The organism is Mesorhizobium sp. LNJC394B00 (assembly GCF_000502555.1).
Classification (GTDB): Bacteria; Pseudomonadota; Alphaproteobacteria; order Rhizobiales; family Rhizobiaceae; genus Mesorhizobium.
In genome coordinates, this window is sequence record NZ_AYWH01000005.1 from 24,699 (window position 1) to 47,525 (window position 22,827).

Sequence of the window (22,827 nt, forward strand, 5' to 3'; positions counted from 1 at the left end):
CGATCACAATGTCGTCAGCGGCCTTCGGTGCGCCTGAGATAGGTTGTGGCGATCTCGCGCATCCGGTTGCCGTCGAAGCTCGGCCCATGGCCGCCATGGCCGAGACGGACAGGCAGATCGAGGAGCCGCTGCATGGTACGGCGATAATCAGGCCGGCAGGAATCCGGCAGGTCGTCGATCAGCATGGAATCGTAGATGGCGTCGCCGGCAAAGAACAACCCGTCCGTCTCTTCGAACAAAGCGATCGAATCCGGCGAATGTCCGGGCAGATGCAGGACGCGGAACTGCCGGTCGCCGAGGTCGACGATGTCGCCCTCGTCCAGCGTGCGCGTCAGCGGCGCCGGCGGGATCTTGTAGTCGGCCGCCGTCCAGCCCGGCGCCGGCAATTTCGAAACGGCGCCGTCGAGATTGTTGAACATGTAGGCGTAGGTCACCTGATCGTTCATGGTCTCGAAATGCTCGGCACTGTGCCGCGGCCCGGCGCGCAGCGGAAACTCGTGCAGCGAGCCGACATGGTCGAGATGGATGTGGGTGGCGACAACGATGAGCGGCTTGCCCTCGGGCGTGTCGATTTCAGGCGCCAGCGGGCAGATGCCCATGCCGGTGTCGACCAGCAGGTCGGCGTCGCGTCCCCTGAAATGCCAGATGTTGGCGCGCACGAAATCATGCACGAACGGCTCGGTCAGCATCGTCGTGCGGTCGTCGATGATCGTCTTGCCGAACCAGTCGCCGACAACGCGCTCGCCACCAAAACGGGTGCCGCCAAAACGGCCGCCCATCAGACGAAGGGCTTTCCCACCTTGTATTTTTCCGGCACCAGCCGCTNGGCCCCAGCCGCTTCAGGTAAGCCATGCCCGCTTCCGACAGCTGGTTGACATCGGGCTTCATGAAATCGTCGGGCATATGGCGCGTCTTGCCGGCGACGTTCTTCAGCGGCACCTTCTTCAGCACGGTTTTCGTGCCGTCATATTGCAGCGCCACCGAGCCACCGCCTTCGCCGGCAACGGCAACCGCGAAGGCGCCGGCGTCGAAAGCCTCCCGCGCGTCGACGGCGCTGATCGCGCCGACATAGCCGCGCGGCATGTAGCCAAGCGCATCGACGCGGGCGCGCTTGCCCGGCAGGCCTTCGGCGAGCGCACGTTCCAGAGCTGACGGCAGGTCGCTGCCCGACAGTTTGACGTTGCCATGCGCGTCGCGCTCGAGCTTGTCCGGCGGCACCAGGCTTTCGACCAGCGCCTTGCCGTCGGCGGTGCTGACTCCTTCGGAGACGGCGACGATGCAACGCTTGTGGCGGTCGAGCGTGGCGCGCACGTCGTCGATGAAACCGGCGGCGGAGAACGGCCGTTCCGGCACGTAGACCAGATGCGGGCCGCTGTCGGGATCGAGCTGCCAGGCTGCAGCCGCCGCGGTGAGGAAGCCGGCATGCCGACCCATTACGATGCCGACATAGATGCCGGGCAATGCGCGGAAATCGAGATCGACGGACAGGAAGGCGCCGGCGACGAATTCGGCCGCCGAGATGAAGCCCGGCGTGTGGTCGTTTTCCTCGAGGTCGTTGTCGATGGTTTTTGGCGCATGGACGAAAGCAATGCTGCCGCCGGCGGCGTCGGTCAGAATCTGCTGCGTGCCCGACGTGTCGTTGCCACCGATGTAGATGAAAGCGTCGGCGCCGGCCTTCTTCAACCCGTTGAGGATGACTTCGCAATAGGCAGCGTCGGGCTTGTCGCGTGTCGAGCCGAGCGCGGCACTCGGCGTGCCGGCGATCAGCCGCAGCCGGTCCTCTGGGATGGCGGAGAGGTCGACATAGTTGCCGTCACGAATGCCGCGCACGCCGTGGAGCGAGCCCAGCACCTTGGCGCCGGGATGGCGCTTGCGGACTTCCAGCGTGGCCCCGACAACCGTCTGGTTGATGACGGCGGTCGGGCCGCCGCCCTGTGCGATGACAAACGTTCCAGCCATGCTCGATCTCTCCCGGCGCTGTGGTTTTCAAGGCACCTTGGCCTAGCTTGCCGCATCGCGCAACGGGAGTTTCCAGCGGCGCCAAACCGCCGCACAGGATCAGACGACCACGACCGGGTTCTTCTTGGAAACGCGGCTGTAGAGGTCGATGATATCCTGGTTGATCAGGCGCACGCAGCCCGACGACATCGCCTGGCCAATGCTCGCCCATTCCGGCGAACCGTGTATGCGGTAGCCGGTGTCCTTGCCGTCCTGGTAGATGTAGAGGGCGCGTGCGCCGAGCGGGTTGGTGAGGCCACCGGGCTGGCCGTTTTGCCATTTCACCAGTTCCGGCTTGCGCTGGATCATCTCCGGCGGCGGCGTCCAGGTCGGCCATTCCTTGCCGTACTGGATGTTGGCGCGGCCGGACCAGCGGAAGCCGTCCTTGCCGATGCCGACGCCGTAGCGGATGGCGTCGCCGCCCTCCTGCACCAGATAGAGCTTTCGCTCCTGCAGATGCACGACAATGGTGCCGGGCGCCTCGCCGGTCTCGTTGACGACGATCTGGCGGCGGAACTCCGGCTTGACCTTCTGATAGGGCACCGCCGGCACTTCGAAGCCGCCATCGTTGAGCGAGGCGTACATGACATCAGGGCCGGTGACGTTCTTGTCGACGCTGATCGCCGGACGGATCGGCCGCACCGAGCCGGTGACCGTGTCATCCAGCTGGAATTGCGGCAGCTCGAGCGTCGAAGTGCTGCAGCCGGCCATGCCGAGCAGCGTCATGGCGCCGGCCCCTGACAGGACGAAGCGGCGGGAATAGAGATGTTCGGTCTCGTTTGCGTCGCCATTTGCTGGCGGCGTCACATTCTGCGGCAACTCACGCATGCACCCAAACCCTACGCTGTCGGCGGGAAACACGGTCCGGCCGGATGGCAGGCAGTTTCGCCAAACATGGTTGAAAAAGGGTGAAGGCCCAACGACCGGTCTTAAGCCTGTGCCGCCAATAGCCGCAGCGATCTGGCGAAATGGTCCGCCGTGCATTTTTGGGAGAGGGCTCTTTACATTCCTCCGCACACGAGGATTTATCCTTTTCTTTGCGCTCAAGGAGACAAAGATGTCGTTCGAAAACTGGGCCGCCTTCGCCGCCGCCTCCACCGTTCTGCTCATCATTCCCGGCCCGACCATTCTTCTGGTCGTGTCCTATGCGCTGGGCCAGGGCTGGCGCACCGCCTTGCCGATGGCCGTCGGCGTGGCGCTGGGCGACTTCACCGCCATGACCCTGTCGATGCTGGGCATCGGCGCGCTGCTGGCCGCGTCGGCGACCGTGTTCACCATTCTGAAGCTGATCGGCGCCTGCTATCTGATCTATCTCGGGGTAAAACTGTTTCGCGCCGGCGGCGCGCTCAAAGCCGAACCACGCACAGATGCCGTCTCGGCCGCCAAGATGATGGCGCACGCCTGGCTGGTCACCGCACTCAACCCGAAGAGCATCACCTTCTTCGTCGCCTTCCTGCCGCAGTTCCTCAACCGGGAAGCCGATTTCTGGACACAGATGCTGATCTTCGAAGCGACCTTCCTGGCGCTCGCCTTCGCCAATGCCTTCGGCTACGCGCTGGTTGCGGCGCGCGCCCGCAACGTCGTACGCAACCCCAAGGCGATCCGCATCTTCAACCGCACCGGCGGCACGCTGCTGGTCGGCGCCGGGATCGCCACGGTGGCGATGCGCTCGGGCAATTAGGAACTGCGGAGCATCAGGGCCGATATGGCAGTAAGAGATCCATTCGGCCTAATGTTTTCGGGCGCGACCGAGGCCGGGTTTTCACCCTACAGCCAGGCCGTTCATGAATTGCAATGCTTCGTCGGCGACCCGGTCGGCTCCGTTGACCGCGCCATATCGGCGGATCCCGGTTTCGTCATGGCGCATGTCTTCAAGGGGTATCTGTTCGGCCTCGCCACCGAACGCGAGGCAATGGCGGTCACCCAGGCATGCCATGCTGCGGCACTGCCGCTTGCCGCGACGCCGCGCGAACAGGCGCATGTGGCGGCCCTTGGCCACCTTGCCGAGGGACGCTGGCATGACGCCGCGCGCCTGCTCGAAGATATCGCCATCGACAACCCGCTCGACGCGGTGGCGTTGCAGGTCGGCCACCAGATCGACTTCTTCACCGGCAATGCCCGCATGCTGCGCGACCGTATCAGCCGCGCGCTGCCGTCCTGGCAGAGCGGCATGCCAGGTTACCACGCCATTCTCGGTATGCAGGCCTTCGGTCTCGAGGAGATGGGCGACTATATCAGAGCCGAAAGTTTCGGCCGACAGGCGATCGAGATCGAGCCGCGAGACGGCTGGGCGCAGCATGCGGTCGCCCATGTCATGGAGATGCAGAGCCGGCAACGGGACGGCATCGCCTGGATGCGCGCCAACCCCGGGGCGTGGACGAAGGAAAGCTTCCTGCAGGTGCATAATTGGTGGCATCTGGCGCTGTTCCACTACGATCTCGGCGAGACCGACGAGGTGCTCAAGCTCTATGACGGGCCGATCTATGGCGAGCGTTCGACGCTGGCGCTGAACATGGTCGACGCCTCTGCGATCCTGTGGCGGCTTTATCTCGGCGGTGTCGATGTCGGCGACCGCTGGGCAGCGCTCGCTGCCAACTGGGCGCCGAAGGCTGGAGCCGGCAATTACGCCTTCAACGATGCGCATGCGATGATGGCATTCGTCGGCGCCGGTCTCGAAGCGCCGGTCAAGATCTTGCTCGAAGCCCAGCACGAGGCGATGCGCGGCAGCGACGACAACGCCGCCTTTACCCGGGATGTCGGCCAGCCACTGACGGAAGGCATCAAGGCATTCGGCGAGGGCAATTACAGCGAAGCGGTGCGCCTGATCCGACCGGTCCGCGCCATTGCCCATCGCTTTGGCGGCAGCCACGCCCAGCGCGATGTGATTGATCTCACGCTGATCGAGGCGGCGTTGCGCGCCGGCGACACGGCGTTTGCCTGGGCGTTGACGGCCGAGCGCGCACTGGTCCGGCCGGACAGTCCGCTGTCGGCGCTGTTTTCGCAACGCGCCGCCAATTTGTCAGAGAATTGACCCGCGGCGGATCTTGTTTTAAAAACTGGCAAGCCAGATTTTTTCGAGACCCGAAAAAATTAATGGCAATGGGAGGAATGCATGTATCTCGGCCTCGATCTCGGCACGTCGGGCGTCAAGGCGCTGTTGATCGATGCCGGGCAGAAGATCATCGGCTCCGGCCATGCTTCGCTTGACGTATCGCGGCCGCATCCCGGCTGGTCCGAACAAAACCCCGCCGACTGGATCCGCGCCTGCGAGACGGCCATCGCCGAGCTGAAAACGTCGCACCCGAAAGAGCTTGCCGCGGTCAAGGGCATCGGCCTTTCCGGCCATATGCATGGCGCCACCTTGCTCGATGCCGGCGACCAGGTGCTGCGCCCCTGCATCCTGTGGAACGATACGCGCAGCCACGCTGAGGCCGCCGCGCTGGATGCCGACCCGCGCTTTCGCCAACTCACCGGGAATATCGTCTTCCCCGGCTTCACGGCGCCGAAACTCGCCTGGGTGAAGAACAATGAGCCCTCCGTCTTCGCCAAAGTGGCGAAGGTGCTTTTGCCGAAGGATTTCCTGCGGCTGTGGCTGACCGGCGAGCATATCTCAGAAATGTCCGACTCGGCCGGCACCTCCTGGCTCGATGTCGGCAAACGGCGCTGGTCCCCCGAGTTGCTTGCGGCGACATCGCTCGACGAAAGGCAGATGCCGTCGCTGGTCGAAGGCACGGAGAAGGCCGGAGCCTTGCGCGCCGAACTGGCCGCCAGCTGGGGCATAGCATCGGGCACCCCGGTTGCCGGCGGCGCCGGCGACAATGCTGCTTCGGCCTGCGGCATGGGCACGGTCGGCGCCGGCCACGCTTTTGTGTCGCTGGGCACATCTGGCGTGCTGTTTGCTGCCAACGCTTCCTACCTGCCCAATCCGGCAAGCGCGGTGCACACCTTCTGCCATGCCCTGCCCAACACCTGGCACCAGATGGGGGTCATCCTGTCTGCGACCGATTCGCTGAACTGGCTGTCGGAGATTTCAGGCAAGAAGGCCGGCGAATTGACCGCCGAACTTGGCGATGTGCTGAAAGCGCCGAGCGGGGTGTCGTTCCTGCCCTATCTCTCGGGCGAGCGCACGCCGCACAATGATTCCGCCATTCGTGGGTCCTTCACCGGACTGGCGCATGAGTCGAGCCGCGCGGTGCTGACGCAGGCCGTGCTTGAAGGCGTCGCCTTCGCATTCCGCGACAGTCTCGAAGCCTTGAAGACCGCCGGCACGGATTTGACGCGGGTGACGGCAATCGGCGGCGGCTCGCGCTCGCGCTACTGGCTGAAGGCGATCGCTACGGCGCTGCAGGTGCCCGTGGACATTCCGGCCGACGGCGATTTCGGTGCTGCCTTTGGCGCGGCGAGGCTTGGTCTGATCGCGGCGACAGGGGCTGATCCGCTGGCGGTGTGCACGGCGCCGAGGACGGATGCGACGATCGAGCCGGATGCTGCGCTTGGCGGGGCGTATGCCGATGCGTACCAGCGCTACCGGGCGCTATACCCGGCGATCAAAGGCATGACCGCGTGAGTCGGCGCGAGGCACCCCCCTCTGCCCTGCCGGGCATCTCCCCCGCAAGGGGGGAGATCGGCAGCGTCGGCGGGTATGCCAGTCTTGTAAGGTGGGTGATTAGCGAAGGCGTGGATGCCAGCCAATCTCCCCCCTTGCGGGGGAGATGCCCGGCAGGGCAGAGGGGGGTGTCTCGCGCCACCCTTAATCGATCACTGCGCCGGCACCTTGTCCAGAAACCCGGTGACGCTCTTCAGGCGCCCATTTTCGACAACACCGATATCGGTGCCTTCGATAACCGACGGCACGCCTTCCGGCCCAAGATTCCACGAGAAGCGGATGCGGTCGCCAAACCCGTCCGGCGTACCCTTCAGCGAGAACCGGAAGCCGGCGAAGCGCTGCTGTACGCCGTCGATCAGCCCAGCAACGCCGGCGTGGCCGTCGCCCTGCATGAGCGGATCGCGGTAGCTGACGTCTTCGGTGAAGGTGGCCTTGAGCAGTTCGGCACGGCGATCCGCATCGGCCTCGTTCCAGGCGGTGATGTAGTTCTGGGCGATCGTATTGAGGTCGGTCATGGTCTGTCTCCTTCGTTGAGTGGCTTTGACACGAGGCTTTTCACCCCAAGCGAGAGCGAAACCAATTACGCCTGAGGTAATCAGGGTGAACTATTCGAGAGAGGACAGAAATCATGAGCAGCGGATTTTTCGGCGACATCAAAGCGATCAAGTATGAGGGGCCGGATTCCACCAATCCGCTGGCCTACCGCTTCTACAATCCCGACGAGGTGGTGGCCGGCAAACGGCTGGAAGACCATCTGCGCTTCGCCGTCGCCTACTGGCATTCTTTCGCCTGGCCGGGCGGCGATCCCTTTGGCGGCCAGACCTTCGACCGGCCCTGGTTTCCCAAGGCTGGCGGCGTCGACACGATGGAACTGGCCAAGCTGAAAGCCGACGTCGCCTTCGAGATGTTCTCGCTGCTCGGCGCGCCCTATTTCTGCTTCCACGACGCCGACGTGCGGCCGGAAGGCAAGGATTTCTCCGAAAGTGCCGCGCGGCTCGACGAGATCGCCGACTATTTTGCCGCCAAGATGAAGAAGACCGGCGTCAAACTGCTCTGGGGCACGGCCAACCTGTTCTCCAACCGCCGCTTCATGTCGGGCGCCGCCACCAATCCCGATCCGGATGTCTTCGCCTATGCGGCGGCGACGGTGAAAAGCTGCATCGACGTCACGAAGCGGCTGAAGGGCGAGAATTATGTACTGTGGGGCGGGCGCGAGGGCTATGAAACGCTGCTCAACACTGATCTTGCTCGCGAGCAGGAGCAGGCCGGGCGCTTCCTCAGTCTCGTCGTCGACTACAAGCACAAGATCGGCTTCAAAGGCACGATCCTGATCGAGCCGAAGCCGCAGGAGCCGACCAAGCATCAGTACGACTACGACGTTGCCACGGTCTACGGTTTCCTCAAGCGCTTCGGGCTGGAGAAGGAAGTGAAGCTGAACATCGAGCAGGGCCACGCGATTCTTGCCGGCCATTCCTTCGAGCACGAGCTGGCGCTGGCCAATGCGCTCGGCGTCTTCGGCTCGATCGACATGAACCGCAACGACTACCAGTCGGGCTGGGACACCGACCAGTTCCCCAACAATGTGCCGGAGATGGCGCTGGCCTATTACCAGGTGTTGCAGGCCGGCGGCTTCAAGACCGGCGGCACCAATTTCGACGCCAAGCTGCGCCGCCAGTCGCTCGACCCGCAGGACCTGCTGATCGGCCATATCGGCGGCATGGATTCCTGCGCACGAGGTCTCAAGGCAGCCGCCAAGATGGTCGAGGACAAGGCGCTGTCGGGTCCGCTGGCCGAGCGCTATGCCGGTTGGAACACGGCCGAGGGCAAGGCGATGCTGTCGGGCAAGCGCTCGCTGGAAGACATCGCCGAGCGCGTGGTGAAGAAGAAGATCGAGCCGCAGCCACGCTCCGGCCGCCAGGAGTTGCTGGAAAACATCGTCAACCGCTACGTCTGAGGGCGGAAAGCCGATTCGTTGTGCTCAAGGGTGGCTGGATAACATTCCGGCCGCCCCGGAATGGGGTTTGCGCAAGACCCTATCCGACGACAAGGGTTTGCCCTTTGGCGCCCCTCAATGACCTCGCTCTTGCCTTCAAACTGCCGTCACGTATCTCGTATAAGGATGCGGTTGTGGCGGGTGAAAAGGAAGGAGGCGAACCGATATGCAGCATGAACGCGAAATCAACGCCCTGCTCTCATCCGGCGAGACCGGATCGATCATCGACCGGCTGATGGCGCTGCCGCGGCCGACCGACAGCGTGAAAAACGAATGGGATCGTGCTGTCAGCAGCCGATTTGAAGTCCGTCTGGCGAGGCAGATGCGCTCGCAGATGGACGCCGGCAGCGATCGACAGAACGCAGCCTGATCTCCCTTTGTCTGTGCATGTCGTAATCCCAAAACCGCGACACACTTTTGGGCGACATGCATCAACCTCGGCGCAGCCTGACCGGGGCTTCGCCGAACGCTCTTGAAAACGCTCTGGAAAATGCCGCGGCGGACGAGAACCCCGTCCGCCCGGCAATATCCGCCATGGCGATCCGCGTGTCGACCACCAGCCGCCGCGCCGCGCCCAGCCGAAGCCTGAGATAATATGCGCCCGGCGTCTCGCCGATCGACTTGCGAAAAATGCTCTCCAATGTCCGCGCCGTCACCCCGGCGCGTTTTGCCACCGCGTCGATGGTCAGCGGCTGGTCGACATGCGATTCCATCAGCCGGATAGCCTGCGCCAGACGCGGGTCGTAGCCGTCGAGCCGGCCGAGCGAGACCAGCGGCTGCGCGTCGGTCGCGGCGCGCGCCTGGTCGTAGATGAAGACGCTGGCGACATCGAGCGCGACGGCCATGCCGAGCCGGGTGCGGATCAGATGCAGCATCAGGTCGAAGGTCGGCGACGCCCCGCCCGAGGTGAACACCGGTCCGTCGATGACGTAGCGGTCCGGACGCACGTCGACGCCGGGAAAGGCGGAGGAAAAATCCTCCATGTCTTCCCAATGGGTGGTGGCGCTGCGGCCTTCGAGGAGGCCGGCGCGCGCCACCAGCCATGTGCCGGCCTCGACGCCGCCGCAGGCGCGAGCCGCGCGGGCCGCTCGCCGTAATCCGGAAAGCAGAGCCGATGTCGCGTAATTCTGGGTGCCGAAGCCGGCGACGACGACAAGCACGTCGGTCGGCTCGGCCGCATCGAAGCGGCCCCTGACCGCCACCGGCAGGCCGCATGTGGTGACCGGCGCCTCGCCGGTGACCGAGACCAGTTTGAAATCGAACAGCGTCTCGCCTGAGATGCGGTTGGCGGCGCGCAGCGGGTCGACGGTCGACGCCACGCACATGATGGACGAGCCTGAAAACACCAGCAGCGTCACCTTGAGCGGCGATCGCTCAGCGCGAAAGATGGTCGGTTTTTCGCTTTTGATCACGAGAGCTTCGTAAATTGCAAAACAGTTTCCGGCAAGTCGGTCATTGTTAGGGTCTGTTTCTATGGGGAGGAGATGTCCATGCCGCTCGCGATGAACCGTGAGGTTTTCATTACCTGTGCCGTGACCGGGTCCGGCGGCTCGCAGGACCGCTCCCCGCATGTGCCACGCTCGCCCAAGCAGATCGCCGATTCGGCGATCGATGCGGCCAAGGCCGGTGCCGCCATCGTCCACTGCCATGTCCGCGACCCCGAGACCGGCAAGCCGCGCCGCGATGTCCATCTCTACCGCGAAGTGACGGACCGCATCCGCGCGGCAGAAGTCGATGTGATCCTGAACCTGACCGCCGGGATGGGCGGCGACATGGTGTTCGGCTCACCGGAAGCGCCGCTGCCGCTCAATGAAAAAGGCACCGACATGGGCGGCGCCACCAACCGCATGGAACATGTGCGCCAGTGCCTGCCGGAAATCTGCACGCTGGATTGCGGCACCATGAACTTCGCCGAGGCCGATTATGTCATGACCAACACGCCCGGCATGCTGCGCGCAATGGGCGGCATGATGACGGCGCTCGGCGTCAAGCCGGAGATCGAAGCCTTCGATACCGGCCACCTCTGGTTCGCCAAGCAGCTGGTCGAAGAAAAGGTCTTGAATCCCGACGCGCTGGTGCAGCTCTGCATGGGTGTGCCGTGGGGGGCGCCGGACGACCTCAACACCTTCATGGCCATGGTTAACAACGTGCCGTCGACCTGGAACTGGTCGGCCTTCGCCATCGGCCGCAACCAGATGGCCTATGCAGCCGCTGCAGTGCTCGCCGGCGGCAATGTCCGCGTCGGTCTCGAAGACAATCTCTGGCTCGACAAGGGCGTGCTGGCCACCAATGCGCAGCTCGTCGAGCGCGCGGCCAGCATCGTTACCAATCTCGGCGCCAGGATTTTGGGGCCGGAGGAAGTGCGCAGGAAGCTCAACCTCACCAAGCGGGCGCCGATCGCAGCGGCTGCTTAAGACGGGAGCGGATCATGGCTACCGTCAAATTCACTGCGATGAAGGATGGCGACAGGCAAGACTATGAGTTCCTGACCGCCCATGAGATCGACTATGCCGCCAGGACCGGCGAGCGGCTGCTCGACGCACTGGTGCAACTCGACGAAGGCCTGTCGGGCTACAAGATCACCAGGCTCGGCCATTCGCTGCAAGCGGCGACGCGGGCCTGGCGCGACGGCGCCGACACCGACTGGATCGCCTGCGCGCTGCTGCACGACATCGGCGACATCTACGCACCGTACAATCACGACGAATACGCCGCCTCGATCCTGAAGCCTTTCGTGCGCGAGCAATGCACCTGGGTGGTGGAAAAGCACGGCGACTTCCAGCGGCTCTACTATGCCCATCATCTCGGCGGCAACCGTCACGCCCGCGACCGCTTCGCCGGCCATGCCTATTTCGACGATTGCGACCAGTTTTGCGAACGCTGGGACCAGTCGAGCTTCGACCCGGACTACGACACGCTGCCGATCGCATTCTTCCGCCAGTTCGTGCTCGAAGTCTTCGCCCGCAAGGCCTACGACCCCTCCGTGATCCGCGTCGGCGAGCGCGTGCCTCTCATCGACCCCGAAACCGACAAGACAAGAAGCGGAGCCTGACCATGAGCATCATCAACAAGGCAGCCGCCATTGGCGGCGGTGTCATCGGCGCCGGTTGGGTGGCGCGGTTGCTGCTCAACGGCATCGATGTGTCGATCTTCGATCCGGACCCGGAAGCGTCGCGCAAGGTCTCGGAAGTGATGAAGGGCGCGCGCCGCGCCTACAGGCAGATGGTTCCCGGCGGCCTGCCCAGGGAAGGCAGACTGACCTTTGCCAAGACCATCGCCGAGGCGGTGGCCGACGCCGATTTCATCCAGGAGAGCGTGCCGGAGCGGCTCGACCTCAAACACCGCGTACTGGCCGAGATCGATCTCTGCGCGCCGGCCAACGCCATTGTCGGCTCGTCCACCTCGGGCATCAAGCCGACCGACATGCAGGTGGCGATGAAGAAGCATCCGGAGCGTCTGGTTGTCGGACATCCCTTCAACCCGGTCTATCTGCTGCCGCTGGTCGAGATCGTCGGCGGCGAACAGACCTTTCCAGAGGCGATCGAGGTCGCAAAGGAGATCTATGCATCGATCGGCATGAAGCCGGTGGTGATCCGCAAGGAGATCGAGGCCTTTGTCGGCGACCGCCTGCTCGAAGCGGCCTGGCGTGAGGCGCTGTGGCTGATCAAGGACGGCATCTGCACCGTCGAGGAACTCGACGACATCATGCGCTATGGCTTCGGCCTGCGCTGGGCGCAGATGGGCATGTTCCAGGTCTACCGCGTCGCCGGCGGCGAGGCCGGCATGCGCCACTTTATGGCGCAGTTCGGGCCGTGCCTGAAATGGCCGTGGACCAAGCTGATGGACGTGCCGGAGTTCAACGACGAGCTGGTCGATCTGATCGCCACCCAGTCGGACGACCAGGCGCATGGCCTGTCGATCCGTGAGCTGGAAAAGATCCGCGACGACAATCTGGTCGCGATTATGGATGCTCTGTCGAAACAGAACAAAGGCAAGGGCTGGGGCGCCGGCGCCTTGCACAAGGACTACACCAGGCAGCTGGCAAAGCTGGCGGCGAAGAAGCCGGCCGCTTCCAAGGCTGCCGAAAAGGCCAAGGCGTCGAAGCCGGTGAAGAAGGTGGAAAAGCCGAAGAAAAAGAAGAAGGGCTGAAGACCATGGATTTCGGGCTGTCGGAGGAACAGAAGCTCATTGTCGAGACGACGCGTGCGTTCGTCGAGAACGAGCTTTACCCGCATGAACGCGAGGTCGAGCGCACCGGCGTGCTGCGCCGCGAGCTGATCGAGGAGATCAAGGTCAAGGCGATCGAAGCCGGGCTCTACGCCGCCAACATGCCGGCCGATGTCGGTGGCGCCGGCCTCGATACGGTGACTTGGCTGCTCTACGAAAAGGAACTCGGCCGCGCCAATTACGCGCTGCACTGGACCTGCGTGGCGCGCCCCTCCAACATCCTTCTGGCCGGCACGCAGGAACAGCGCGAAAAATACCTGTTCCCTTGCATCCGTGGCGAAAAGTGGGACTGCCTGGCGATGACCGAGCCCGGCGCCGGCTCCGATTTGCGCGGCATGAAAGCGACCGCCGTACAGGACGGCGACGACTGGGTGCTCAACGGCACCAAGCATTTCATCTCCCATGCCGATCTTGCCGATTTCACGATTTGTTTTATGGCTTCGGGCGAGGAAGAAACGCCGCGCGGCAAGCGCAAGAAGATCACCGCCTTCTTCGTCGACAAGGGCACCAAGGGGTTCACCGTGCGCGACGGCTACCGCAACGTCTCGCATCGCGGCTACACCAACGCCATCCTCGAATTCGACGATTGCCGCCTGCCGGCGAGCCAGGTGCTCGGCGAAGTGCACAAGGGCTTCGAGGTCGCCAATTCCTGGCTCGGCGCCACCCGCCTGCAGGTCGGTGCCACTTGCCTTGGCCGCGCCGAGCGGGCGCTTGGCCATGCCATCGAATATTCTGCGCAGCGCCAGCAGTTCGGCCAGCAGATCGGCAAGTTCCAGGGCGTGTCGTTCAAGCTCGCCGACATGGCGACCGAATTGAAGGCTGCGGACCTGATGGTGTTCGAAGCCGGCTGGAAGTACGATCAGGGCACCGTGACCGATCAGGACATGGCCATGGCCAAGCTGAAGGCTACCGAAATGCTCGCCTTTGTTGCCGACGAAGCAATCCAGATCCATGGCGGCATGGGGCTGATGGACGACCTGCCGCTGGAGCGCATCTGGCGCGATGCGCGCGTCGAGCGCATCTGGGAAGGTACGTCGGAAATCCAGCGCCACATCATTTCGCGGGCGCTGCTGCGCCCGTTCGGGGCATAAACCATGCATAAGCTTGAACGTCTCTTGCGCCCAAAATCCATCGCGGTGTTCGGCGGGGCCCAGGCCGCTGCCGTCGTCGCGCAATCGATCAAGATGGGCTTTGCCGGCGAAATCTGGCCGGTGCATCCGAACAAGGACGAGGTCGCCGGCCGCAAGGCCTATCGCTCGGTCGCCGAATTGCCCGGGGCGCCCGACGCTGCCTTTGTCGGCGTCAACCGGCATCTCACCATCGACGTGATCAAGGCGCTGGCCGAGCGTGGCGCCGGCGGCGCCGTCTGTTTTGCCGCGGGCTTTCTCGAGACCGAGGCCTATGACGACGATGGCGAGCGGCTGCAGGCCGAACTGGTGGCCGCGGCCGGCCAGATGCCGATCATCGGCCCGAACTGTTATGGCCTGATCAACTACGCCGACGGCGCGCTGTTGTGGCCCGACCAGCATGGCGGCATCCGGCTGCCCGAAGGCGCCAAGGGCGTCGCCATCATCACCCAGTCCTCCAACATCGCCATCAACATGACGATGCAGAAGCGCGGCCTGCCGATCGCCTTCCTGATGACGGCCGGCAACCAGGCGCAGACCGGCCTCTCCGAAATGGCGCTCGGCCTGATCGAGGATGAGCGCGTCACCTCGCTCGGCCTGCACATCGAAGCCTTCGATTCGGTAGCCGGCTTCGAGAAGCTGGCCGCGCGCGCGCGCGAACTGAAGAAGCCGATCATCGCCATGAAGGTCGGTCGCTCCGAACAGGCGCGGCAGGCGACGGTCTCGCACACGGCATCGCTGGCCGGCTCGGACGCTGCCTCGGGCGCATTCCTGCGGCGGCTCGGAATTGCCCGCGTCGATTCCATCCCCGCTTTCATCGAGGCGCTGAAGCTGCTGCATGTCACCGGGCCGCTGCCCGGCTATCGTCTGTCATCGATGAGTTGCTCGGGCGGCGAAGCCTCTGTCATGGCCGACAGCGCCGAAGGCCGCTGGGTCAATTTCCCGGAGCTCACCAGCAAACACCGCGCCCATGTCAAATCGACGCTCGGGCCGCTGGTCGCGGTCGCCAACCCGTTGGACTATCACACCTTCATCTGGAACAATGAACCGGCGATGACCGCCACCTTCACCGCCATGGTGTCGGGCGGTTTCGACCTCAACATGCTGGTGCTCGATTTCCCGCGCCCCGACCGCTGCTCGGTCACCGACTGGTGGGCGACGCTGCGCGCCTTCGAGGCGGCGCTGAAGACCAACAAGGCGCATGGCGCGATCGTCTCGTCGCTGCCGGAGAACCTGCCGGAGGAATACACCGCCGAGCTGATGGCGCGCGGCATGGTGCCGTTGTTCGGTATTTCCGAGGCCATGGATGCCGCAGGCGCGGCGGCCTTCATCGGCTGGGCCTGGGCCGAGCCGCAGGCGCAGCCGATCGACACGTCGGCTGCAGGTGCTGCCGGCGGCGACCATGTCACCCCTGACGAGGCCGAAGCCAAGGCGCGGCTGATCAAGGCCGGCTTGCCGGTGCCGAAGGCAGAACGTGCCGCCAACGCTGTCGAGGCCGTCATCTCATCCATGGCGCTCGGCTTCCCGGTGGCGCTGAAGGCGCTCGGCGTCACCCATAAGTCGGAAGTCGGCGCGGTGCGGCTCAATCTGAAAGACGCCGAATCCGTGAGCACGGCGGCGCATGATCTGCTGCCGCTCGGCACCGGCCTCTATGTCGAGCGCATGGTGCGCGACGGCGTTGCCGAACTGATCGTCGGCTTCACCCGCGACCCGATGTTCGGCGCCGTCATGACGCTGGGCACCGGAGGCGTGCTGGTCGAGCTGTTGCGCGACAGCGTCACGCTGATGCTGCCGGCGACGCGCGACGACATCGAGGCGGCCCTGCGTGGCCTTAAACTGTTTCCGCTGCTGGACGGCTATCGTGGCCGGCCCAAGGCCGATGTCGGGGCTGCCATCGACGCCATCGCGGGCATTGCCGGCTTCGTGCAGACGAATGCCGGAGAGATCGAGGAACTCGACATCAACCCGCTGATCGTCTGCGCCGAGGGCAAGGGCGCCTGGATCGCCGACGCGCTGCTGGTGCTGGGAGAGAAGAAGAATGTCTGACGTCATTTCCACCCGCCGCGAGGGCACCATCATCGAGGTCACGCTCGACCGGCCCAAGGCCAACGCCATCGACCTCAAGACCTCGCGGCTGATGGGCGAGACCTTCAAGGCGTTCCGCGACGATCCCGGATTGCGCGTCGCCATCGTCAAGACCGCCGGCGACAAGTTCTTCTGCGCCGGCTGGGATTTGAAGGCAGCCGCCGGTGGCGACGCGGTCGACGGCGACTATGGCGTCGGCGGTTTTGCCGGCCTGCAGGAGCTGCGCGACATGAACAAGCCGATCATTGCCTGCGTCAACGGCATGGCGGTGGGCGGCGGCTTCGAGCTGGCGCTGTCCTGCGACCTCATTTTCGCCTCCGACCATTCCTCCTTCGCCCTGCCCGAAATCCGCGCCGGCACGCTGGCTGATGCCGCGACGATCAAGCTGCCCAAGCGCATTCCCTACCATGTCGCCATGGACCTTCTGCTCACCGGCCGCTGGATGGATGTGGCGGAAGCGTATCGCTGGGGGCTGGTCAACGAAGTGCTGCCCAAGGACAAGCTCGAGGAGCGCGTCTGGGAGATCGCCCGGCTGCTCGCCGGCGGTCCGCCACTGGTGTTTGCCGCGATCAAGGAGACGGCGCGGGTGGCCGAGGCGCTGACCTTCCAGGACGCGATGAACCGCGTGACGCGCCGGCAATTGGCGACGGTCGATGCGCTTTATGGCTCGGAGGACAATATGGAAGGGTTCCGGGCTTTTGCGGAAAAGCGCGACCCGATGTGGAAGGGGAAGTAGCCTCTTTACCCTCCCCTCGATGGGGAGGGTCGGACCGAAGGTCCGGGGTGGGGTGATGCGCCACCACCCCCCCCCCCCCCCCCCCCCCCCCNGGGTGATGCGCCACCACCCCCCACCCGCCGCTTCGCGGCGACCTCCCCCATCAAGGGGGAGGTAAAGGAGCTGCATGACCGACTACAAAACCCTCATCGACGCCGAGACCTGGGCCTTCATCGAGAAGACCAACTCCTACTATCCTCCCGACACGATCGACTACACCATCGCCCAACAGCGTGCGATCTATGACAGGATGTGCCGCGAGTTTTTTGCCGGCTATCCCGATGGCGTGACGGCGGAAACGACAATCATTGCCGCCCACGACATCCCGATCCGCATCTATCGCTCTGCCTCACCTAACCGGGACGCGATGGTGCTTTACATCCATGGCGGCGGCTTCATCCTCGGTGGGCTGGACAGCCATGACGATGTCTGCGCCGAGCTGTGCGCCCGGACCGGCTTCGAAGTGGTCTCCATCGGCTACCGGCTGGCGCCAGAGCATCTGCACCCTGCCGCCTTCGACGATGCGCTGCATGCCTTCGAATGGGCGGCCTCAAACTACGACTGCCCTATTTTGCTCTGCGGCGACAGCGCCGGCGGCAATCTCTGCGCGGCTGTCGCCCACGCAACGCGCAGCCATGCCAAAAAGCCGATCGGCCAGGTGCTGATCTATCCCGGCCTCGGCGGCGACCGTTCGCAAGGCTCCTATTTGACGCATGCGGAAGCGCCGATGCTGACGGTGCGCGATCTCGACTTCTACAGGGATATCCGCACCGGCGGCGTCGATGGGACCGGCGACATCACTTTGTATCCAATGGCCGACGCAGATTTTACCGGCCTGCCACCGACAGTGCTGATCACCGCTGAGTGTGACCCACTGTCGTCGGACGGCGAGGCCTATCGCGACCGCGTCCTCGCTGCCGGCGGCCATGCCGCCTGGTTCGAGGAGCCGGGACTGGTGCACGGCTATCTCCGGGCCAGGCACACGGTCGGCCGGGCCCGCGCCAGCTTCAACCGTATCGTCGAAGTGGTGTCGGTGCTCGGCAAGGGCGACTGGATCGGGTGAACGGCTCAGCCGCGGACAAAGGCGATCAGCGCCTCGGCCATGCGATCGTTGAACTCCCGGCGAAAGCGGTTTTTCTTCAGCCATTCCGGATTTGAGCCGACGGTCTTGTTGGCATCGACGACAATGCCTTTGCCGTCGACGATGAAATAGTCGATGGCGCCGAAATCCAGATTGAGCCTTTGCCGCACCGCCAGCACCTCCGGCGGCACCGCGCCGCCCACCTCATTGCTCAGGATTTTTGAGCCGGCGCACAACACATCGTCGTAGACCTGCCGCATGTTGATCTCGGCGCCGAGCAGGAACATGTAGCGGTGTTTGACGATGGGCAGGTCGAGGGTTTCGAAGGCGAACTTTTCCACCATCAGGCGATTGTTGCGCCATACATTCCGAGGAACCTCGCCGATCGTCTGGTAGACCTTATAGGGCGGGCACAGGCGGTCCTTGTAGCCGGGTTCGAAGAGCTTGCGGATGACATGCGCGCTCCTGGTCAGGCCGTTGCGATGCTGCCACCAGCGCTGCTCTGGCCGACCCCTGGAGTTGAGGACGGTCTTGACGACAACCGGCCCCTTGTGGCTGTCGCCGGCCTCCAGCTTCAGTGTCGAATAAAGGTGCCGGTGGATGGACAGCGCGCGGCCATTGATGGTGCGGTCGTAGAGGTGGCCGAGACCGCGGTACGTTGGCGGCACGATTGTCAGGTCGACATGCAGAAAGGCCACCGGCGCCCGATCTCGGCCGGCCGGCCGGTCGAGCAGGCGCACTTTCAATCCAGCCTGTTCCAGGTAAGGCAGTAACTGCGCGATGCTATAGCTCCGCACCAGTCGGAAATTGCGCAGGCTCTCTACATAGACATCGAGATCGGCGGCAGACACCGAACGCTATTCCTTGATATCGACGCCCGAGAAATCGTGGTGATCAAAGGGGTCCATGACATAGCCCGTCACCTGTTCGCGCATCGGGATCGAGACCACGGAGTGGGCGATAGCGACCCACGGCATCTGCTCCCTGAAGATCGTTTGCGCCTGCGAATAGAGTTTTGCGCGGGCAGCGGGATCGACGATCCCGGCTGCCTGCTTGAGCAGATCGTCGAAGGCCGGAAAACACCAGTTGGCACGATTGGTGGTGCCGACGCCGGCACAGCCAAGCGGCACCGACAGGAAGTTATCGGGGTCGCCATTGTCGCCAGTGAAGCCGAACAGCATGGCGCCGTCGCGGTCGCGTGACTTCGAGCGGGCAAGGTATTCAGTCCACTCATACGTCACGACTTCCACGGTGACACCGATCTTTGCCAGGTCGGACTGGATCATTTCGGCCATACGCTGCGCATTCGGGTTATACGGACGCTGCACCGGCATCGCCCAGATCTTCATGTGCAGGTCTTTTACGCCGGCATCGGCGAGCCCCTGCCTGGCGGCAGCGGGGTCGAAGACATGATCGGGGCTCGTCTTGTCATAGGCCCAGGAGGTTGGCGGCAGCGGATTGCGTGCGACTTCGCCGGTGCCGCGGAATACGACGTCGACCAGCGCCTGCGTGTCGATGGCAATGGCGATCGCCTTCCTCACCCTTGGATCGTCGAAGGGCTTCTGCAAGGTGTTGAAGGCGAGGTATCCCGTATTGAGGCCCTCCTGCCGCATGACCTTGATTCCGGGCGTCGCCTTGATCGCCTCCAGGTCGGCCGGATTTGGATAGGGCATGAGATCGCATTCGCCGGCGCGCAGCTTTTCCATGCGAATGCTGGCATCGGTGGCAATGGCGAAGACGAGATCGTCGATCTTCGGCTTGCCGCGCCAGTAGTCCGGATTGGCCTTGTAGCGGATGACTGCATCCTGCTGGTAGTCGACAAGCTGGAACGGACCCGTCCCGACCGGCTTCAGCGCCAAGTCGAGAAGCCGCTTCTCTGCGACGAGCTTGTCGGCATATTCCTTGGAAACGACCGAAGCGAAATCCATCGCCAGGTCGGCAAGCATCGGCGAATGCGGCGCCTTCAGCGTCATCACCACAGTATGGTCGTCAAGCTTGCGCCAACCGGCGACAAGATCCGGCATGCCGATGCCGTCGAAGTAAATGTACTGGCGTTTGGCGTAATTGTTGAACGGGTTCTGCGCGTTGGCCTGCCGGTCGAAGGTAAACAGCACGTCATCGGCGTTGAAGTCGCGGCTAGGCGTAAAGCCCTCGACGCTATGGAATTTCACGCCGTGCCGCAGATGGAATGTGTAGGTGAGGCCGTCGTCGGAAATCTCCCAGCTTTCGGCAAGGCCGGGGCGCACCTTGGTGGTGCCGGGCTCGAACTCGACCATGCGGTTGTAGAGAGCGGTGGCCGAGGCGTCGCGGGATCCGGAGGCGAGTGCGGGATCAAACGTATCGGGGCTAACCTCGGTGCAGTAGACCAAGGTCTTGGCTACGGATTGATGGACCGGCAACGCACATGGAAAAAGCGCCGCCAGCAAGAGAACGAAGTGCCTGCGTGTCATGATCCCCCCAGGGTTGGGAAGACGCTAGCAGAAGCCGGCACTGACGGTAAGTAAGCCGGCCGGTCTTTCGCGCGCCAAGACTGTTTTCCACCTTGAGTTGACACAAGGAATTGGCCGCGCCTCTGTGAAATGGCGGACAGACCCGGCCGCCGTTTTGCATGAACCTTTCCGCTTCAGCCTGCGACTGACGACCAGGCGCCGCATGGTGCGGGCCGGAAAGGATGCCCCCATGACCAGGACCCCAGAGGCTCCACGGTCTCCGGGACCAACGCAAGCTCAGCGCGACCACCGCCTTCGGGATGGAGTCGATGCGCTGGGCTTTCGGCTGATTCCGTTGACCCTGCGCAGGAGCAGGCGTATCGTGAAGATGAGGAAAGCAGACAATTCGATCAGGGACGAACGTGCCGGAACGCCGCGCCTTGCCCTGTTTCGCGCGGCCGGACCGGATGTTCCTCCCGAAAACTTCGGGGGGAGTTTTATGTCCTGCGATCGCGGCGCGTCCATGTCGTCTCCAAGCGGCGGTTTGCGCCGTTCGCTCCATCTGGCCGGCGGTTTGCTTGCCCTGGCGCTGAGCGCCACGCTCTGGTTGGACACAGCCGCCCAAGCGCAGGAAACCCAGATCATCTATCCCGGCTCGATGGCGGTCACCGGATTTTCCGGCACCGTCATTCCCAATTTCGACTCTGCCGATTCCGAAAGGGGGGGGCTGCCGCCCGGCGTCGACCCGGTCGACGAAACCTTCATCGACACGACGCGCGCCACCTTGCGCGTCTTCGACGTTTCGGCGCTCGGCGGACCGGCTTCCGGCCAGCTCGTCTACACGCCGCCGCCCTTCGAGGTGACGGCCGAACAGATCGGCCAGGTGTTCGCCATCACCTATGATGACGGTGTGCGCGACGGCGTTCCCTCGGGCGTCCCCAACCTCTATGCCGGCGCTACCTCCCTGCACGGCATCCGTATCGTCACCCCGGACGAAGATGCCGACGGTCGGCCCGAGCGACAGCGCCGCGGAACCGCAGGCGCCGTCTTCATGGACGGCCAGTTCGGCACCGAAAGCGGTGGCGGTCCGGGCACGATCTGGAAGATCGACGGCATCACCGGCGCGGTCTCCAAATTCGCCGACATTGACACCAACAGCGGTTCCGGCATCGGCGACATCAGCTTCGACAGCAATCACCGCGAGTTTTTCGCCAGCGATCTCGACACCGGCCTCATCCACCGCCTCGATGCCAACGGCACGCTGATCGACACATTCGATCACGGCGTTGCCGGGCGGCCGGCGCATGGGCTGGCTCCCGTCGCCGAGGACGGTGCGGTGATGGACATACAGGGTGCTGCCTTCGACTCGGAAGACCCCGACACATGGGGCTACACGCAGGACGAACGCCGCGTCTGGTCCGTCGCCTATCATGGCGGCCGGCTCTATTATTCGGTCGGCGAAAAGGCCGAGATCTGGTCGGTTGGCATTGCCCGCGATGGCAGCTTTGCCGGTGATCCGCGCTGGGAGCTGACGGTCAAGGCCGACAAGGACTACGCCGTCACCGACATCGCCTTCGACAACCAGGGTTTCATGTATCTGGCGCAGCGCGGCCCGGTCGAGAATCGCTACGATTACAGCCAGTTCGCCGATTCCGGCAAGGGCGAGGTCATCCGCTACTGGCGCGAAAACCCGGACGATCCGGCAACGGAATCGGTCTGGGTGGAAGAGCCGCAGGAATATGCGGTCGGCTTCCCGCAAGGCAACCGGCAGTCGGCCGGTGGGCTCGACCTGCAATATGGCTATGACGCCGACGGCAATCTCGACACCGGCGTGTGCACCGACACGCTGGTCAACACCGGCGACAAGCTGCGCGACAACCCGACACTTGCCGACCAGCTCGCCGCCGGCGGGCCGCTTGCCGTGCACGGCGTGCAGATCACGCCGACGCCGTTGGTCAAGCCGGCCAACGTGCCGCCTTTCGGCTCGTGGTTCGTCGACTTCGACGGCTATTTCGAAGACCCGGAAGTGGAAGGCCATGTCGGCGACGTCGAGGTCTGGCACCCCTGCGAAGGCCGTGCCGGCTATTATGAAGAGATCCCCGGCGGTTATCTGCCGCCGTTCTATCCGCCGGACTTCCCACCGCCCGGCGATCTGCCTCCGTGCATCGATGTCGAGGATGTTCAGTTCTACTGCACGCCTCGCGGCCTCCAGGCCGACCTCTATCTCCATGACCATGCCGGCTTTGGCGGCGATTCGATCAAGGTCCAGCCTTCCAGTGAGACAAAGTCCAGGACACCAGGCGTCGGGGTGACATCACCCCAGTCGCATGCTCCCGGTAAGCCTTACACGGTCGACATCACCGGCCATTCTCCGGGCGACAGAGTCGATGTTGGACTTTGCTTCTACAGGCAGTCCGACAAGGACAAGGGTGGCTACTACCCTTGCTGCAAGATGACTTTGCCGCTCAGAACCCCAGCCGTCAGCTGCGAACGTTGAGGAGGGGAA

At 64.0% G+C, this 22,827-nt stretch carries 19 protein-coding genes and 1 pseudogene; 13 read left to right on the forward strand and 7 right to left on the reverse strand.

Annotation, left to right across the window (positions count from 1 at the left end; all coding sequences use genetic code 11):
- Positions 1-14: 14 nt before the first annotated feature.
- The 3 genes and pseudogenes from X751_RS146490 to X751_RS146485 all read right to left on the reverse strand — a co-directional run bounded on the left by X751_RS146490 (position 15) and on the right by X751_RS146485 (position 2,826).
- On the reverse strand, positions 15-779 hold the full coding sequence (locus X751_RS146490; RefSeq protein ID WP_050588119.1) for an MBL fold metallo-hydrolase: 765 nt from the start codon (positions 777-779) through the stop codon (positions 15-17).
- Positions 779-1,959 (reverse strand): annotated as a pseudogene (locus X751_RS11680) (diphosphate--fructose-6-phosphate 1-phosphotransferase). Before X751_RS11680 ends, X751_RS146490 begins: the two are co-directional and overlap by 1 nt.
- 99 nt (positions 1,960-2,058) lie before the next feature.
- Entirely contained in the window at positions 2,059-2,826 is a 768-nt protein-coding gene (locus tag X751_RS146485) for a L,D-transpeptidase (RefSeq protein ID WP_023668871.1), read from the reverse strand.
- A gap of 229 nt (positions 2,827-3,055) precedes the next feature.
- Here X751_RS146485 and X751_RS146480 point away from each other — a divergent pair, with 229 nt between their 5' ends.
- The 3 genes from X751_RS146480 to xylB all read left to right on the forward strand — a co-directional run bounded on the left by X751_RS146480 (position 3,056) and on the right by xylB (position 6,565).
- Positions 3,056-3,679, forward strand: a complete 624-nt coding sequence (locus X751_RS146480) for a LysE family translocator (RefSeq protein ID WP_023745165.1) — start codon at positions 3,056-3,058, stop codon at positions 3,677-3,679.
- A gap of 24 nt (positions 3,680-3,703) precedes the next feature.
- On the forward strand, positions 3,704-5,029 hold the full coding sequence (locus X751_RS146475; protein WP_023745166.1) for a tetratricopeptide repeat protein: 1,326 nt from the start codon (positions 3,704-3,706) through the stop codon (positions 5,027-5,029).
- A gap of 81 nt (positions 5,030-5,110) precedes the next feature.
- Positions 5,111-6,565, forward strand: coding sequence for a xylulokinase (gene xylB / locus X751_RS146470; RefSeq protein ID WP_023745167.1), 1,455 nt, complete (start codon positions 5,111-5,113; stop codon positions 6,563-6,565).
- Positions 6,566-6,756: 191 nt separating this feature from the next.
- Here xylB and X751_RS146465 read toward each other — a convergent pair whose 3' ends face one another.
- Positions 6,757-7,119 carry a nuclear transport factor 2 family protein gene (locus X751_RS146465; protein ID WP_023745168.1) on the reverse strand — a complete coding sequence of 121 codons (363 nt, stop codon included), beginning with the start codon at positions 7,117-7,119 and terminating at the stop codon, positions 6,757-6,759.
- 113 nt (positions 7,120-7,232) lie between these two features.
- Between X751_RS146465 and xylA the strand changes: the two genes are divergently transcribed.
- Together xylA and X751_RS146455 are read left to right on the forward strand one after the other, a co-directional pair.
- A complete protein-coding gene (xylA, locus tag X751_RS146460) occupies positions 7,233-8,558 on the forward strand; it encodes a xylose isomerase (RefSeq protein ID WP_023684279.1) in 1,326 nt (441 codons plus the stop codon).
- Between the two features lie 205 nt (positions 8,559-8,763).
- The gene (locus X751_RS146455) at positions 8,764-8,967 is read left to right on the forward strand and encodes a hypothetical protein (protein WP_023684278.1); all 204 of its coding nucleotides are present in this window, start codon (positions 8,764-8,766) and stop codon (positions 8,965-8,967) included.
- Between the two features lie 61 nt (positions 8,968-9,028).
- Here X751_RS146455 and X751_RS146450 read toward each other — a convergent pair whose 3' ends face one another.
- Positions 9,029-10,009: a GlxA family transcriptional regulator gene (locus tag X751_RS146450; protein WP_023668864.1), complete on the reverse strand. Its 981-nt coding sequence runs from the start codon at positions 10,007-10,009 to the stop codon at positions 9,029-9,031.
- Positions 10,010-10,087: 78 nt separating this feature from the next.
- Here X751_RS146450 and X751_RS146445 point away from each other — a divergent pair, with 78 nt between their 5' ends.
- The 7 genes from X751_RS146445 (at position 10,088) to X751_RS146415 (ending at position 17,874) form a co-directional block, all read left to right on the forward strand.
- Entirely contained in the window at positions 10,088-11,011 is a 924-nt protein-coding gene (locus X751_RS146445) for a 3-keto-5-aminohexanoate cleavage protein (RefSeq protein ID WP_023668863.1), read from the forward strand.
- Between the two features lie 14 nt (positions 11,012-11,025).
- The gene (locus tag X751_RS146440) at positions 11,026-11,649 is read left to right on the forward strand and encodes an HD domain-containing protein (RefSeq protein WP_023745169.1); all 624 of its coding nucleotides are present in this window, start codon (positions 11,026-11,028) and stop codon (positions 11,647-11,649) included.
- Positions 11,650-11,651: 2 nt separating this feature from the next.
- Positions 11,652-12,746, forward strand: a complete 1,095-nt coding sequence (locus X751_RS146435) for a carnitine 3-dehydrogenase (RefSeq protein ID WP_023745170.1) — start codon at positions 11,652-11,654, stop codon at positions 12,744-12,746.
- A 5-nt stretch (positions 12,747-12,751) separates the two neighbouring features.
- Positions 12,752-13,915, forward strand: coding sequence for an acyl-CoA dehydrogenase (locus X751_RS146430; RefSeq protein ID WP_023745171.1), 1,164 nt, complete (start codon positions 12,752-12,754; stop codon positions 13,913-13,915).
- A gap of 3 nt (positions 13,916-13,918) precedes the next feature.
- On the forward strand, positions 13,919-15,997 hold the full coding sequence (locus X751_RS146425) for an acetate--CoA ligase family protein (RefSeq protein ID WP_023745172.1): 2,079 nt from the start codon (positions 13,919-13,921) through the stop codon (positions 15,995-15,997).
- Positions 15,990-16,772, forward strand: a complete 783-nt coding sequence (locus X751_RS146420) for a carnitinyl-CoA dehydratase (protein WP_023745173.1) — start codon at positions 15,990-15,992, stop codon at positions 16,770-16,772. Before X751_RS146425 ends, X751_RS146420 begins: the two co-directional genes overlap by 8 nt.
- A 166-nt stretch (positions 16,773-16,938) precedes the next feature.
- The gene (locus tag X751_RS146415) at positions 16,939-17,874 is read left to right on the forward strand and encodes an alpha/beta hydrolase (RefSeq protein WP_023745174.1); all 936 of its coding nucleotides are present in this window, start codon (positions 16,939-16,941) and stop codon (positions 17,872-17,874) included.
- Positions 17,875-17,879: 5 nt separating this feature from the next.
- On the opposite strand, the gene X751_RS146410 is transcribed toward X751_RS146415, so the two are convergent.
- A complete protein-coding gene (locus tag X751_RS146410) occupies positions 17,880-18,743 on the reverse strand; it encodes a hypothetical protein (protein ID WP_023745175.1) in 864 nt (287 codons plus the stop codon).
- Positions 18,744-18,749: 6 nt separating this feature from the next.
- On the reverse strand, positions 18,750-20,342 hold the full coding sequence (locus tag X751_RS146405; protein ID WP_023745176.1) for an ABC transporter substrate-binding protein: 1,593 nt from the start codon (positions 20,340-20,342) through the stop codon (positions 18,750-18,752).
- A 202-nt stretch (positions 20,343-20,544) separates the two neighbouring features.
- Between X751_RS146405 and X751_RS146400 the strand changes: the two genes are divergently transcribed.
- Positions 20,545-22,818, forward strand: a complete 2,274-nt coding sequence (locus X751_RS146400) for a hypothetical protein (protein WP_031198280.1) — start codon at positions 20,545-20,547, stop codon at positions 22,816-22,818.
- Positions 22,819-22,827 lie beyond the last annotated feature (9 nt).

Coding starts and splice junctions, on each gene's coding strand:
- X751_RS146490 (WP_050588119.1), bottom strand. CDS start 779: ATGGGCGGCCGTTTTGGCGGCACCCGTTTTGGTGGCGAGCGCGTTGTC.
- X751_RS146485 (WP_023668871.1), bottom strand. CDS start 2,826: ATGCGTGAGTTGCCGCAGAATGTGACGCCGCCAGCAAATGGCGACGCA.
- X751_RS146480 (WP_023745165.1), top strand. CDS start 3,056: ATGTCGTTCGAAAACTGGGCCGCCTTCGCCGCCGCCTCCACCGTTCTG.
- X751_RS146475 (WP_023745166.1), top strand. CDS start 3,704: ATGGCAGTAAGAGATCCATTCGGCCTAATGTTTTCGGGCGCGACCGAG.
- xylB (WP_023745167.1), top strand. CDS start 5,111: ATGTATCTCGGCCTCGATCTCGGCACGTCGGGCGTCAAGGCGCTGTTG.
- X751_RS146465 (WP_023745168.1), bottom strand. CDS start 7,119: ATGACCGACCTCAATACGATCGCCCAGAACTACATCACCGCCTGGAAC.
- xylA (WP_023684279.1), top strand. CDS start 7,233: ATGAGCAGCGGATTTTTCGGCGACATCAAAGCGATCAAGTATGAGGGG.
- X751_RS146455 (WP_023684278.1), top strand. CDS start 8,764: ATGCAGCATGAACGCGAAATCAACGCCCTGCTCTCATCCGGCGAGACC.
- X751_RS146445 (WP_023668863.1), top strand. CDS start 10,088: ATGCCGCTCGCGATGAACCGTGAGGTTTTCATTACCTGTGCCGTGACC.
- X751_RS146440 (WP_023745169.1), top strand. CDS start 11,026: ATGGCTACCGTCAAATTCACTGCGATGAAGGATGGCGACAGGCAAGAC.
- X751_RS146435 (WP_023745170.1), top strand. CDS start 11,652: ATGAGCATCATCAACAAGGCAGCCGCCATTGGCGGCGGTGTCATCGGC.
- X751_RS146430 (WP_023745171.1), top strand. CDS start 12,752: ATGGATTTCGGGCTGTCGGAGGAACAGAAGCTCATTGTCGAGACGACG.
- X751_RS146425 (WP_023745172.1), top strand. CDS start 13,919: ATGCATAAGCTTGAACGTCTCTTGCGCCCAAAATCCATCGCGGTGTTC.
- X751_RS146420 (WP_023745173.1), top strand. CDS start 15,990: ATGTCTGACGTCATTTCCACCCGCCGCGAGGGCACCATCATCGAGGTC.
- X751_RS146415 (WP_023745174.1), top strand. CDS start 16,939: ATGACCGACTACAAAACCCTCATCGACGCCGAGACCTGGGCCTTCATC.
- X751_RS146405 (WP_023745176.1), bottom strand. CDS start 20,342: ATGACACGCAGGCACTTCGTTCTCTTGCTGGCGGCGCTTTTTCCATGT.
- X751_RS146400 (WP_031198280.1), top strand. CDS start 20,545: ATGGTGCGGGCCGGAAAGGATGCCCCCATGACCAGGACCCCAGAGGCT.